General features: G+C 46.8%; 15 protein-coding genes. 11 read left to right on the forward strand and 4 right to left on the reverse strand.

The window, feature by feature from the left end; all coding sequences use genetic code 11:
- The 3 genes from RDN66_RS10035 to RDN66_RS10045 form a co-directional block, all read left to right on the forward strand.
- Positions 1-245: transposase domain-containing protein (locus tag RDN66_RS10035; protein WP_308537823.1), on the forward strand; the 245-nt coding region annotated here is incomplete at its 5' end.
- Between the two features lie 155 nt (positions 246-400).
- On the forward strand, positions 401-820 hold the full coding sequence (locus RDN66_RS10040) for a translesion error-prone DNA polymerase V autoproteolytic subunit (protein WP_035896100.1): 420 nt from the start codon (positions 401-403) through the stop codon (positions 818-820).
- Positions 820-2,088 (forward strand): Y-family DNA polymerase, encoded by a 1,269-nt coding sequence (locus RDN66_RS10045; RefSeq protein WP_202215972.1) that lies wholly within the window; start codon positions 820-822, stop codon positions 2,086-2,088. The genes RDN66_RS10040 and RDN66_RS10045 overlap by 1 nt, the downstream gene beginning before the upstream one ends.
- A gap of 52 nt (positions 2,089-2,140) precedes the next feature.
- On the opposite strand, the gene RDN66_RS10050 is transcribed toward RDN66_RS10045, so the two are convergent.
- Entirely contained in the window at positions 2,141-2,536 is a 396-nt protein-coding gene (locus tag RDN66_RS10050; protein WP_202215971.1) for a DUF1398 domain-containing protein, read from the reverse strand.
- 246 nt (positions 2,537-2,782) lie between these two features.
- On the opposite strand from RDN66_RS10050, the gene RDN66_RS10055 reads away from it, so the two are divergent.
- Together RDN66_RS10055 and RDN66_RS10060 are read left to right on the forward strand one after the other, a co-directional pair.
- Positions 2,783-3,007, forward strand: coding sequence for a hypothetical protein (locus RDN66_RS10055; RefSeq protein ID WP_035896104.1), 225 nt, complete (start codon positions 2,783-2,785; stop codon positions 3,005-3,007).
- A 596-nt stretch (positions 3,008-3,603) separates the two neighbouring features.
- Positions 3,604-4,503 carry a GGDEF domain-containing protein gene (locus RDN66_RS10060; protein ID WP_202215970.1) on the forward strand — a complete coding sequence of 300 codons (900 nt, stop codon included), beginning with the start codon at positions 3,604-3,606 and terminating at the stop codon, positions 4,501-4,503.
- 262 nt (positions 4,504-4,765) lie between these two features.
- Here RDN66_RS10060 and RDN66_RS10065 read toward each other — a convergent pair whose 3' ends face one another.
- A complete protein-coding gene (locus RDN66_RS10065; RefSeq protein WP_202215969.1) occupies positions 4,766-5,305 on the reverse strand; it encodes a VOC family protein in 540 nt (179 codons plus the stop codon).
- 363 nt (positions 5,306-5,668) lie between these two features.
- On the opposite strand from RDN66_RS10065, the gene RDN66_RS10070 reads away from it, so the two are divergent.
- The 6 genes from RDN66_RS10070 to RDN66_RS10095 all read left to right on the forward strand — a co-directional run bounded on the left by RDN66_RS10070 (position 5,669) and on the right by RDN66_RS10095 (position 12,544).
- Positions 5,669-7,432 carry an EAL domain-containing protein gene (locus tag RDN66_RS10070; protein ID WP_202215968.1) on the forward strand — a complete coding sequence of 588 codons (1,764 nt, stop codon included), beginning with the start codon at positions 5,669-5,671 and terminating at the stop codon, positions 7,430-7,432.
- A 302-nt stretch (positions 7,433-7,734) separates the two neighbouring features.
- Entirely contained in the window at positions 7,735-7,872 is a 138-nt protein-coding gene (locus tag RDN66_RS10075; protein WP_202215967.1) for a hypothetical protein, read from the forward strand.
- A gap of 313 nt (positions 7,873-8,185) precedes the next feature.
- Complete coding sequence (locus RDN66_RS10080; RefSeq protein ID WP_308537824.1) at positions 8,186-9,520, forward strand: sensor domain-containing diguanylate cyclase; 1,335 nt, start codon at positions 8,186-8,188, stop codon at positions 9,518-9,520.
- A gap of 104 nt (positions 9,521-9,624) precedes the next feature.
- Entirely contained in the window at positions 9,625-10,260 is a 636-nt protein-coding gene (locus RDN66_RS10085) for a carbonic anhydrase (protein WP_035897790.1), read from the forward strand.
- Between the two features lie 354 nt (positions 10,261-10,614).
- Positions 10,615-10,875 carry a DUF2534 family protein gene (locus RDN66_RS10090; RefSeq protein ID WP_035897791.1) on the forward strand — a complete coding sequence of 87 codons (261 nt, stop codon included), beginning with the start codon at positions 10,615-10,617 and terminating at the stop codon, positions 10,873-10,875.
- A gap of 196 nt (positions 10,876-11,071) precedes the next feature.
- The gene (locus tag RDN66_RS10095) at positions 11,072-12,544 is read left to right on the forward strand and encodes a GGDEF domain-containing protein (protein ID WP_202215965.1); all 1,473 of its coding nucleotides are present in this window, start codon (positions 11,072-11,074) and stop codon (positions 12,542-12,544) included.
- 103 nt (positions 12,545-12,647) lie between these two features.
- Here RDN66_RS10095 and RDN66_RS10100 read toward each other — a convergent pair whose 3' ends face one another.
- Together RDN66_RS10100 and RDN66_RS10105 are read right to left on the reverse strand one after the other, a co-directional pair.
- Positions 12,648-12,752 (reverse strand): YoaK family small membrane protein, encoded by a 105-nt coding sequence (locus RDN66_RS10100; protein WP_035897158.1) that lies wholly within the window; start codon positions 12,750-12,752, stop codon positions 12,648-12,650.
- Positions 12,753-12,798: 46 nt separating this feature from the next.
- Entirely contained in the window at positions 12,799-13,818 is a 1,020-nt protein-coding gene (locus RDN66_RS10105; protein ID WP_115074691.1) for a sensor domain-containing diguanylate cyclase, read from the reverse strand.
- Between the last annotated feature and the right edge of the window lie 280 nt (positions 13,819-14,098).

Genomic DNA, 14,098 nt, shown 5'->3' on the forward strand with positions numbered 1-14,098 from the left:
CAGATAACAACATAGCTGAGAATGCGCTACGGATGGTCAGCCTGGGCCGCAAAAACTACCTGTTCTTCGGTTCGGATCATGGAGGAGAGCGGGGAGCGCTGCTGTACAGCCTGATCGGGACATGCAAACTGAACGGAGTGGAGCCAGAAAGCTACCTCCGTCACGTCCTTAACGTCATAGCGGACTGGCCGATAAACCGGGTCAGCGAACTACTCCCCTGGCGCGTAGCACTGTCAATTGAATAACGCATCCCCGTCAATACGGTTCTCGCTGCACGCTTACCTTCAAAATTCCTTTTGTCATAAACGAGTTCCACGAACATTTCTAACGCCTCTTTACTGGATATAATAACAGTATATATACTGGATGTATAAACAGTGTCAACACGAGTGAGTTCATTATGAAGTTTTATTCACCCACTGGCCTTGGCCAGATAGCGGCGCTTCCTTTGTTTAGCGATCGGGTTCCGTGTGGGTTCCCGAGCCCGGCGCAGGACTATGTTGAGCAGCGTATTGATTTAAATAAGCTTGTTATCCGACACCCAAGCGCGACCTACTTTGTCCGTGCAGCAGGGGATTCCATGAACGGTGCGGGGATAGGCAGTGGTGATTTGCTGGTGGTCGATAGCGCTAAAACAGCGCATCACGGGGATATCGTTATCGCTGCGGTTGATGGTGAATTTACGGTGAAACGGCTGCAAATGCATCCTACGGTCATGCTGGTGCCAGAAAATCCAGCCTACAGCCCAATTTTGGTTGGGGGAGAAGAGTCGCTGGATATCTTCGGCGTTGTCACCCATGTTCTGAAGACGGTCGGCTGATGTTTGCGCTGGTTGATGCGAATTCATTTTATGCGAGCTGCCAGACCGCATTCAGGCCCGATCTTAAGGGCAAACCCGTTTGCGTGTTGAGTAACAACGACGGCTGTGTAATAGCCTGTAGCGCTGAAGCCAGAGCGCTAGGGATCAAAATGGGGACGCCCTGGTTCAAACTGCAAAATGTACGGTTCCCTGAATGCGTCCATTTTTTTTCAAGCAACTATGAGCTGTACGCTGATATGAGCGTTCGCATGATGACCACGCTGGAAGAGATGTCTCCGCGATGCGAAATATATTCGATTGATGAGTCATTTTGCGACCTGACCGGGGTAAGAAACTGTCGTGATCTGACCGATTTTGGCCGGGAGATCCGCGCGACGGTGTTTCAGCGAGCCCATCTGACCGTCGGCGTAGGGATAGCGCAGACCAAGACGCTTGCCAAACTGGCAAATCATGCTGCCAAGCGCTGGCAGCGGCAAACCGGTGGCGTTGTTGATCTGTCCAATGTGGACAACCAGCGTAAGCTGATGGCCGCCTTACCGGTTGGCGAGGTGTGGGGAATCGGCCGGCGGATAAGCACGAAACTTCAGGCAATGGGCATCAACACGGTACTGCAACTGGCGGACATCGATATCCGTTTTATCAGGAAGCATTTCAGCGTAGTCCTTGAAAGAACGGTACGCGAGCTGCGTGGCGAACCCTGCCTTGAGCTGGAGGAGTTTACGCCAGTAAAGCAGGAGATTATCTGCTCCCGGTCGTTTGGTGAGCGTATTACGGATTATGAGCAGATGCGGCAAGCTATCTGTAGCTATGCGGCACGCGCGGCAGAGAAGTTGCGCGGTGAACACCAGTACTGCCGGTTCATTTCAGCTTTTGTCAAAACGTCTCCCTTTGCTGTGAAAGAAGCGTATTACAGTAACAGCGCATCCGTGAAACTGCTTACGCCGACGCAGGATACCAGGGATATTGTCGCGGCAGCCACGCGCTGTCTGGATGCCATCTGGGAGAGCGGTCATCGTTACCAAAAAGCGGGCGTCATGCTGGGGGATTTTTACAGCCAGGGAATTGCTCAGCTCGACCTATTCGATGAGAACGCGCCGAGACATAAAAGTACGCAACTGATGGATACCCTGGATCGCATCAATACTAAGGTGGGAAAGGGGACGCTCTATTTTGCCGGACAAGGTATTCAGCAGGAGTGGCAGATGAAAAGAGAAATGCTGTCGCCGCGATACACGACTCGGTATAGCGACTTGTTGCGGGTGAAATGAAAATATCAAAACCGCTGCATGATGAGCGGTCATTGTTCTGATGCCAGCGTAATTACGTAGGGTTAATGATATTCTCCGCATGTAATAGCTGATTATCCTTCGACCAGTAATAACGATTCTCTTCATTAACATCCACGACCCACTTAAAAACCCCAGCTCTGGCGAGTTCCCGGCAATACTGGTCGAAAGCGGTAATACGAGTGAAATGACGTTTGGCAGCAATCCGGGTCAGGCTACTGCTGGCTTCTGAGTTTATTTTTATTAAACCCCGGTCACTTTTCATCGACATATAGGTGTCTGCGGTAGTCACTATCTTGACATTTCCGGTAGCAACAAAGTAAATGTAGTAAGAGATGTTGTTTTGTTTTAATTCTGTTAAAAACTGAAGGAAGTCGGATTTATTTCGGACCTGCTCAAAAAATCCACTGAGCATTTCATTAAATTCCATTTACGCTCCCGATGTATGCCGTTTGTTGTATTGATTATTGTTATTATTTAAATGAATTGCGTTGATGAATGGTTAACTTGCAAATACATTAAAATTCTAATAGTTTACGATAGGTATTTTAAGGTCTGTAAGATAATTACAATAGTATTTCAATTGTTACTAAGTATTACTTCCGTCTCTGGCGAATGTGATAGCGCGATTGCACATATCCCCCTACACTGGTCACGAAACCATAAGGAGAGAGCAATGTTAGAAGGGTACTTCGATCTCGACGGCGCCACCGGCGTTGATGCCGCTGAAAACCACAAGCGCTTACTGGCCGTTCAGGCCGCTCTGGAGATCTCCAAAGCGTCCGTTTCTGCGTCCACCGCAAACTCGGGGATTCGCTCCCAGATGGACCTGCGCAACGTTTCCCAGGAAGTTGCCGCACTGGCTGACGCCATCCAGGACGCGCTGGAAATCAGCGAGTAAATCCTCTTGCCGCTCCCGGGCGGCAATCACCTTTTTTAGCTCTTTTGCAAAACCCTTTTGCAAGATCGGCTAGTACTCTGCACTTTCTCCCCCTCGAGTCGCTGTGCCTATCTGTCATTTCCTGACTGGCATGTCCCATCAATATTTGAGTATTTACTCTCTGTTTGTGATATAGCCGTTCAGATAATGAACGTTGTTCGTAAACAATTGGTGGAGCACCTTCTCTTGACCAATCGTAGTTCACTGACTCCTGTCTTTTCTTACTCAATAGGTTGGAGAGGCTGTTCCCGAAATCACTAGAGGAACTAACCTAAAATAGGTCTGCATTTTTAAGATGGCTAAGTGAGAAAATAATAAATTACTGAAGAATAGTGGCTCAACAAATTGAGCGTGCCACATAATTCAGCATTCATAAAGTCTTATGATTTTACGTGAAATGTATAGTAAACAAAGAAGGGATTGCTGATCCCAGCAGAGTTTTTGCATATCTCATCTTCATGCACAACAACTAATTCAATGCCTTAATCGGTGAAAATGTATGATGTAGCATCAATCACGTGGTATTATCGTGTTCTAAACCAAATCAGGATGATGTGATGAATTTTAAGATACACGACAAACTAATTCATGAAGTTGAATCCCATGACGGTCTGCTTTATCGAATGGTAATCATTTATACCTGCTGTATGTCCATGCTTATTATTTTTCTATTCTGGGCTGTAGGAGATACATCAAAATTAAATTTTTACTTTTTTATAAATACATGCACTGTAATTGTAATGGTATGGTTTATTAGAAAGTCTTTTAACATTTACTCGAGAGACATGCATTTGTTGGTGTTTAGGATTAGTTTATTCTTACTCCTGAATTCATCTCTGGCTTCTATGGCTGGAGGTCTAAATGTGATTGAAAGAGACATAGCATCAGTACTGGCATCTCTTCTTTATGTTCCTGCTATGCTCATGATTATTTATTCGTTTAACAAATTCATATCATACGTAAATATTAATTATAACTCTGCGGTTCGTTTATCATTAACAGATGAATTAACAGGGTTACCAAATAGACGACACCTGAACGTTAAACTCAGAGAGATAGAGGATAGGTCTGGAGCAATTTGCATTGCCGATATTGACTACTTCAAGAAAATAAATGATACATACGGTCATGAAGCTGGTGATAATGTATTGAAAAACATAGGGTTGAAGTTGAAGAATATCGTGAAAGATAATGTCTTTATCTCCAGATCCGGAGGCGAGGAGTTTGCAATAGTCATATTTGACGACACCAATGTTGAAGAAATTGTTAGAAACATAAAAGCATCGGTTTCGGATGGTTGCAACGGAAGTATTCGTGTTACTTTAAGTATTGGAGCAGCAATTAAACAGAAAAATGACTCATCTTCTGACGTTATCACTGCCGCTGATGATGCGCTTTATCGGGCTAAGAAAGCGGGAAGAGATTGCATTATGTATGCTCATCGCCCTTATAATTAGCTATTATGTATTCATGAAGGGAAAATCTCCTCTTTACCACACTGGTTTCCCATATGGGAAATAGACATAAAAAACCAGCCATAACAGGCTGGTTTATATAATCCTTTTGGTCAGCACGAAGGATTTTAACCTCTGCCCGCAGCTCTTCGATGACAGGAACGCTCGCCATTGATAATGACAGCTAAGTGCCAGAAGCGAACGTTCCTGATACTGGGATGTGCGCTGTGGGGAACTCATCACCCTTAAAACCGCAACAGAACATTTATCGCTCAGGTATCCATGTGTCTGCTTCGCTGTCTTCAGGATAATAATAACCATTAGGTATTGATTGCAGTTCTATCAAGCTGCCCCATGGCGCCTTAAAGTATACGCTGGCATTACCATCGGTATCTTCATGACGCGAATTTCCATGAATTTCTGAAAGGAACTGGCCTCCCGCAGCCTTGACCCTTTCCATCGCGTAATGTATATCATCCACATAAAGTGAAATGTGGTTCCAGCCAAAGTCCTGTAGCCTTACCGGCTGCGCCTGTTCTCTGCTTACTATCTCAAAAAGTTCCAGATTTGGACCATTACCAATTCTTAGCAACCGTTGTTTGATAATCATTGAGCCTTCTGTCAGGCCCAACTGCCTTTCAGTATCAGCCCCTTCTCTTGGGGAATCGCTATCGGTCAGGCCGTCATAAACAAATCTGGCATCCAATGCCTTTTGCAAAAAATCGGTTGCCTGCTGCAGGTTTGGAACCGTGAGACCCACATGATTTATGCCCCTGCTAACGGTACGTTTTTCTTTATTTATCATATGCATTCTCTGGTGAAAAATTTGAATCAATCAAACAGAGTCTAGTACAATTTTCACTTAAGGAGCGTTATGTCTGATATTGTGTAAGTTTTCTGCCGCTATAAAAGAACGTGCATAGTTCGCTCATAGCTGCTGGTCAAATATCTCGTATTCAGCATGTGAGATGACAGTATCTGGCTGATCGGCCGCTTTACCGGGCAGCTCCGGGACGACATTTCCGGGAGACAATCAACAGAAAACATTTTAATGTGAGAGTTAGGCTGGTAACAGCGTATGTATTACCACATGCCATTAGAAGAATTATTCAAGCCACCTGCGAGTGTGGAATAACCAAAAGCCTACTACACCTGAGGATGTCTTGCCATGTTGACCGATCTCAGCAGAGATGAAAGTAAAAGACTTGCGGCAATCGACTTGTTGAAAAATCCTGACAAGGGTCGGGATGATGCGTTAGAAAAATATATTCATCTAATATGCCACTTGTTGAGCATGCCGATGGGCTTTGTTTCTATTCTCGATGAAGAAAAACAATACATCAAATCCGCCCAGAATTTTGCCGTCACGGAAACCAGCCTGAGCGAGGCATTTTGCGTACAGACTCTGAAACAGAGTAAGACATTCATTTGTCATGACACTCATCAGCACCCTATCTTTCGTGACTATCATGCGGTAAAAGAAGCTCCATTCATTCGCTTTTATGCAGGATGTCCACTTAAAACCCAGGATGGAGTACCCGTAGGTACCTTGTGTATTCTCGATACTCAACCAAGGGAACTTTCAGACGAGCAGCTCGATCTTTTTGAAAAGATGGCAGGGCTTATAGCGGATTTTTTGGCGTCCTGGCACTCCGTCGGTTACCTCGATATCGTCACGCTATTGCCAAACCGACAGCGACTGTTGAAAGATATCGAGGTTTCAGCTGAAGGCGCATTCAGGCTCGTCATTATTGATTGTATTGATATGCCATTAGCCTACGAAATGGCTCGCTCGCTCGGTATGACTGCCGTAGAAAATCTACTTCGTAGTATGGTCGCAGAGTTGCAGCTCCGCCTACCTTTAACAGGGCTACTCTACGCCGTGGCAGTCGGACGATTTGCCTTTTTTACCCATAAGCAAAAAGCCCTGACACTAGAAAATATCTCTCAAAGCCTTCAAGGGATACAGGCCAGGATCACCCCGGAAGTTACTCTTGATCTGGATATTCACATGGGGGACTCCGGGCTTTGTGATAACTCTCTGACATCGAATGAAATTCTGCGCCGTGCTGTCAGCGCCTTGCACGAAGGGATAAGTCAGGGACGCCGGTTTACAGTCTATGATGATGCACTGGATACCCGTAAGAAGACGGATTTCAGTCTTCTTACTGAAGTGAGAAAAGCGCTACATGAAAATCAGGGCTTATACCTGGTTTATCAGCCAAAAATCTCACTGCTGACAGGGCGTGTGACGGGAGCCGAAGCTTTGCTTAGATGGCAACACCCTAAAAACGGCGAGGTGTTGCCGGGGGTGTTTATTCCTCTCGTCGAAAAGACCAGCCTGATGCGTGAACTCACCGCTTGGGTTATCGATCAGGCTATTGCGCAATTAAGTTACTGGCAAAGCCGAGGGTTTTATTTACCCGTGTCGATAAATCTGTCCGCCAGTGATTTTTCAAGACCAGATTTTGCCGATGAGCTGGAACAGAAAATTATGGATGCGTGTCTGGAGCCCGCCCAACTGGGGGTAGAGTGTCTGGAAACCGAGAAGATGCTGGAAAGCCCCGCAGCACTTATCGGCCTGGCTATGCTCAAACTACGCGGATTTAAAATATCTTTGGATGATTTTGGTTCCGGATACAGCAACATTAATTACCTGCGAAAAATCCCGATGGACATCATCAAGCTTGACCGCTCTATTGTAAGTAGGGTTGCTCACGATAAGGCCAGTCGCATCATTGTTAGCAACGTTATCACCCTCCTCAAGCAGCTCGACTATATCGTTCTGGCCGAAGGAGTCGAGGAAGCCAGTACCGTTGATATTTTAAGAACGCTGGGTTGCGATGAAGTGCAGGGCTATTATTTTGCCAAACCGATGACCGCAGATGCTTTTGAAGCCTGGTATCATGGCAGAGACGAAGCCTTAAAGTGAGCGAGTATTAAGTCAATACGTATGCTCGCCTGCGCGTAATAAATGAATAAGAAGGGATCTGTTCTCCATTGATTATCAGACGCCAGTGATAGTCCTGAATCCGGATAATCAGGACTAATTCTCACTACCGCTATTCGCTCAAAGCGGGCTTTCTCACATGGAAAATAGTTCTGCAAAATTATTTTTATATCCATAAAAATCAAATGGTTAATTTAACGGCAAATGGTTTTTTGAGTGCATAATTTCATACTTATTACTGATAAAAAGATGAATATTGTATTTTTCACGCCGTACAGGCTGTTTTGGAGATCTCCAAAGCGTCCGTTTCTGCGTCCACCGCAAACTCGGGGATTCGCTCCCAGATGGACCTGCGCAACGTTTCTCAGGAAGTTGCCGCACTGGCTGACGCCATCCAGGACGCGCTGGAAATCAGCGAGTAAATCCTCTTGCCGCCCTCGGGCGGTTTTTTATATGGAAAGGTCGACCGTTGTTGTGCAGAAAACGATCGTTCCCGCTCATGATGAAACCTAACCAAAATTAAAAACCAGATGATAGGCAGTTGAGTGGGCAACAATGCTACGGATAAATAAAAATCTATCATCTTTTTCCATTCTTTTTATTTTGTGATTAATCATCAACACCTCATTAATGTTGGAAATCGTCACTATTTATAATAATAAATTTTGATTAAGCGCAATATGCTCATGCTTGAAGGCGGACTATAAAAGTAAATGTAGTCATGGAGGACGCCGAATGAGTAAATGTCGTCATAGAATAAATCAGAGAGTGAGTTTTTTCCTGGGTAGCGCGTTTTTGCTGCTTATCGGAATGTTTATACTGGCTAATCATTTAGCTACTTACAATATTGTGATCCCTGATATTTACTATCTTGTTTTTACTGGATTACTTCTGTTGCTGGATGCTATTATTTTCTTCTTTATGCTCTTCCAGTTTATTTGTAATCGGAAACTATTATACGTAGCCATTCTGGGGCTGGGTTTTTTAGGCTCGGATATCTATTGTTCAGAAGCGTTAACGTTAATTCAGCGTTTTATCTCAATGTGTATTCCGATGAACGCGATTACCAACGATCTGGCTATTTTTTATCTGTTCCGACAGATAACGTTTATCGTAGCTATTTTGTTTGCACTGTACTACGCGTATTTACTGAGTAAAAATATTAGTCCCGATGGCAAAGATGAGGCGTTGGCTATCCTGCTGGCATTTGCGGTCTTCTTTTTAGCCATATTTGCACATAACTTATCCAGCTATAACCCACAGATTTCGCTGAATCTCATTAATAAGGCTAATGGTCATGACCGCAATGCCTGGAGCAGCCACTACAGCGCATTGATTGTGGCCGCCTGGTTTATGGTACTGCTGTTGGTCATTGTCACAACGGCGCTCAGAAATTTACTCTGGGTGAGCATATCGGCATTCTGCATTTCTAGCATCTTCAGTAACCTGATTTTGCTGAATCTGAATGAGTACAATTTTTCCGTCTGGTATCTGAGCCGCGGCATTGAGGTAGTCTGCACTTTCTTTGTGATTATTGTGCTGCTGTATGACATTTTTCTGATGCACAAAAACTCCACCATGCTCTCGATTCATGACCCATTAACCGGCATCTACAATCGCGCGTATTTCTACAAAGAGTTACAGCAGCGAGTAGCTTCCAGGGACGATATCAGTGTGATGATTCTTGATATTGACCATTTTAAGCGTATCAATGACCGCTATGGCCACCCGGTCGGGGATGCGGTTATCAGATGCGTTGTTGAACTGGCCAGGAGTGCGATTCGTGAAAATGATGTCCTTGCTCGTATTGGCGGTGAGGAGTTCGCCGTGCTGATGTATAACGCATCACCGCAGGTGGCGCAGATCGTTGCAGAAAGAATCCGCGCCCGTATCGCGATAGAGACCGAAAAAAATGTGCCGCAATTAACGCCGGAACCGATGACGGTGAGTATTGACGTGTTTACGTCATCGGATAAACGTTTCACAGCAGATGAGTGTATTTCGTTTGCTGATAAAGCGTTATACGTTGCCAAAAGAAGTGGGCGAAACCGAGTTGTTGTCAGTGAGTAACGAAGGGGTAACGCTATTGAGTGCTTTCTCTTCTGCACACAGGTGGTACACTGAAAATGTGATTTCAATCATGACCTGCGTAAAAACGAAAAAGAGATACTGCTATGCAACATATCATTGAAGGGTTCCTCAACTTTCAGAAAGAAGTTTTTCCTCAACGTAAGGAACTCTTCCGCAGCCTGGCGTCCAGCCAGAATCCAAAAGCGCTGTTCATCTCCTGTTCTGACAGCCGTCTGGTCCCTGAGCTGGTAACTCAGCAGGAGCCGGGGCAGCTGTTCGTCATCCGTAACGCTGGTAATATCGTGCCGTCCTTCGGCCCGGAGCCGGGTGGGGTATCAGCAACCATTGAGTACGCGGTTGTGGCGCTTGGCGTAACCGATATTGTGATTTGTGGCCACTCTAACTGCGGCGCGATGAAAGCTATCGCCACCTGCCAGTGCCTGGAGCCGATGCCAGCGGTTTCCCATTGGCTGCGCTATTCTGATGCTGCCAAAGCGGTTGTTGAGAAGAAAACCTACGCGAATGAAACCGATAAGGTTAACGCGATGGTAGAAGAGAACGTCATTGCGCAGTTGAACAACATCAAAACGCACCCGTCGGTCGCGGTGGGTCTGCGCGATAACGCGATTCGTCTGCATGGATGGGTGTATGACATTGAAAGCGGTGCTATTCGCGCGCTGGATAAAAACACCAAAACGTTTGTCTCGCTGGCGGATAACCCGGAAGTCTTCTTCGAATAATCCCCCCAACGCCGCCTGCGGGCGGCGTTAACGTTTTTTAACGAGTGTGAGCTTGCCGCGTTTTGCCGAACGGCGAGGGGTCGCATTAGTTATTACATAAAGAAAGGGTTGCCAGGCCATCGTCTTGTCCTCCGTTGCCATTGTTTCAAACATGGCAAATCAAGGAGTAAGGGCGCTCCTGCAAAAGAATGAATCTGCCCCGCTATGGTCATGCTTTAGCATGATGACCTGCATCAAGACGGGAGCGGTTTGATAGTCACTTAGTTACCTCACGCAAACAAAAACATTCAATTCATGCTTCATTAGTGTTACAAATACAGCAAAATATCGTGTAGTCAGCGTCGGGAGGATGCGATGATTCTGGAGAAACTGCGGACACCAAACGGCAAGAAATTCCTGCTGTGTGCTGTAGTGGTATTTACCATTGCCGTGGTAGTGGTAGGGCGAGCGACTTTTGGTGGTGTGGTCAGAGAGTATAATCTGCCGTACGCCGAGTGGACCACCGGTATGTTTGTGCTGCAAGGCGCGATGGTGATGGTCTATAGCTCGATATTTACCATACTGTGTTCCATTCCGCTGGGGTTTTATTTCTTAGGTTCCGATAACCAGCACTAATCACTTTGGGTGAGGGGCGGCACTCACCCTTCCTGAAATCCTATTGCCATTAGGCCTGACTCCTGACAGGATCGAATTCTCGCTTGCGAAAGTTCTCGTCCATAATGATCTGATACGTATTGAAAACGTACCGTGTCGCTGTGGCTGACTGCGCGGGTAGCGTTTTAGGGAATTAACCCATCCGCACGGGGTGTCAGTGAGAATTATTCAGGATAGTTTGCGTAAAAAGCAGTCCCTACTGGTCTCAGTGGCGGTCACCTGCCTGCTTATCTGTCTTGCCATTTTTTTCTTGTACCAGCGTACGCTATCGCAGGTGAATGAAGGCATTCACGAACTTCAAAATCAGATGGTTACCTTGTTTAACGATAACGAGCTGATGGCGGAAGCCGCCGGCGTGCGTTATCAGCAAATAAGCCGTCACTTTTTGTGCGGTGATGCCGATGTTTTTGAGCCTCGCGGTGAGGCCTGGGGAATTAACGCCGATGCAAAAAATATCGATAATCAGCATGGTGCATTGATCTCCCGCAGCCCGGAGCGCAGCGCTCGTTGTATCTACGTCGCGGCCGAATACATTCGGGATAAAGTTCGCGCACTCAATCCCGAACAGCATGATATCCATCGCTATATTATTGCCAGCGACGGCCGCTGGTTTTACTGGTTCACCCCAACAGATTCCATCCCGTTTAGCTTTGAAACCTCGCAGATGGCACATGACCCGAGTCATTTTTTTAATGAGCCGGAGATGTTCTACGATCGTGTGCTGCAAAAGAGCGTACGCAAAAAGTCACTCAGTTCGACAACCTTTTACTCCGATAAAATCACCGGCGATAAAGCTTACAGCGTAGTGAGCTATATCTACGATCTCTCGGAAGGTGAACCGAGCAACCATATCATCGGTTATCTGGCCTACGATCTGTCGCGAGTCGAGCTACAGCGGATGCTGGGGCTTGCCTTTAATCAACAGGTGCCGCCAGGGTTGATTATGGGGTATCAAAGCAAAGAAACCGGTGAAGTGCTGTGCATCATTGGCAACTGCGGTTGGCTGGATAGTCACCGTATTCACACCGTATCGTCGCGCTATGAAATAAAGTATGCGCTTCCCTTGTGGCTTTTTATTACGCACACTCCGCAAGCGCAGGTGATGATGGCATTAGCCCCGGTGCTGCTGCTCTTGTTATTCTTATTGATCCGTTACCATCTTAACCATGCTGACCTGCGATTTTATCGCGACCCGCTCACCGGCTGCTTTACGCGCAATATTTTTGCGCTTATCCAACAGCGTGCGCTGCCTTTTATGACGGTTATTCTCTTTGACTGTAATAAGTTTAAGGCGATAAACGACAGCTACGGGCACCAGGCGGGCGATCGAGCGCTGCAGGCTATCTCGCAGTGTATGCTGAGTGATATTCGCGCAAACGGTGATTGGGTGATTCGCAGCGGCGGTGATGAGTTTGTGGTATTGCTGAATCGTACTGATATTGCGCATGCGCACATGGTGGCAGAACGGATTGCGGCGAAGATTGCGGTCTTTCCCTTTAGCCCGCAGGGGCAGGAGGTTCCGCTATCGGTATCATGGGGCGTTGCGCCTTGCGTGACGACGCTGGATGCGGCCATTCAGCAGGCCGATCTTGACATGTATCAGATGAAAAAGCGTCGCGGGGAAAGGTGATAAGCCGGGCAGATGCGCGGCTTATCTCTGGTTTACCACCAGCCTAGCTGAACGCCTACGACGGTAATAATGGCGATGATCAGCATAATAATCGTGGTCTTTCTCATTGTGCTCCTCCCGGCAGCGCGTAACCGCCAATAAAAAACCAGGCCAGAAAGATCACGGCGATAATGAAGATAACGATGGGGAAGGCGATACCCAATCTCATTGTGACATCCTGAATTTTTCCATAAACAGCGCGTATGATACTGTAATTATTCAACCCGTTGGGCGGTAATTTCCGGGCGATGACGGAATTTTTTATCCTGATACATTTCGCTATCTGCTGCTCGCAGCGCGCCATCAGGATCCATCACGTTGGGGTCGACCACAATAGCGCCGATGCTGGCACCGGGATAGTGAATCAACGTGTCACCGAGAAGGTAATCACCAATCAACAGTTGGCGTAGGGTTTCGGCAAAGTGCTCAAGCTGTACCGCTGTACGGGCAAGCGTTGCGACCATAAATTCATCGCCGCCCAACCGGCCAAGCTGGTCGTCGGGGGAAATGCCAAGCTTGAGGCGCTGACCTACCTGCTGTAAAAATGCATCGCCCGCCTGATGTCCGTAGCAGTCGTTGATCATCTTAAACTTATCGAGGTCGATAAAGGCCAGCATCACCGAGTGGTTCAGATGCCTCGCGAGCGAGAACAGCGTCTCAAGATTTTCAAAAACGGCGCGGCGATTAGGAAGGCCGGTGAGCGCATCGGTATAGGAGTGATAAATCAGCGCGGCGTTAGCCTCCTGAAGCTGGGCTACCAGCGACTCTTTTTCGATATAGCGGGCGATAATGCTGGCGAACAGTTGTAGCACGTGTTCACTATTAAAGCTGAGCGGCTTTTGCTCGGTGCTGGTGGCGCACAGCGTGCCAAAAAGCGAACCGTCGGTCAGGTGAATCGGCGTGCTCAGGAACGTGGTGATACCCAGCGCTTTGGCGGCGTCGCAATCGGCCCACTGCTCAGGAACATGGTCACTGTAAAAACAGCCGTCGTCCATCGCGCGTTTACACAGGGTATCGCCCCAGGGAACGGAGAAATTCTCTGGAATGTTCATTTCACCGCTGTTGCGCGAATAAACGATGTGCTGCAGGTCGGCCTGCGTATCAATTTTCGTCAGATAGGTGGATTCCATATTGGTCACCAGTTCAAGCATCTCAAGCAGTTGGCGAACAAGACTTTCCAGAGATTGTTCAGTGGCAAGCGTTTGCGATACCCGAGCAAGGATAATATCTGACATGAAAACGAGGGTCCCTACGATAGCGTGAATGGTGGCATTTGAGCCTGAATGCGATCCAGATACACTAAATTTTATACATTATGTATCAAGAAGGTAAGCACTGTGTGTCTAAAAGGTGTGTAACGAGAGGTTATCTGCTTCTTATTACAGATAAAAAAAAGCCCCATCGGGGGAGATGGGGCAAAATAACTCATTGATTATGGAATGTTCTGTTCTCTGGTCAGTTGAGAACGAAATGTACTTTACGTCGCAAAAGTGTAGTTAATTTGAAGAAATTATG

Source organism: uncultured Kluyvera sp. (assembly GCF_902485085.1).
Taxonomy (GTDB): domain Bacteria; phylum Pseudomonadota; class Gammaproteobacteria; order Enterobacterales; family Enterobacteriaceae; genus Kluyvera; species Kluyvera ascorbata.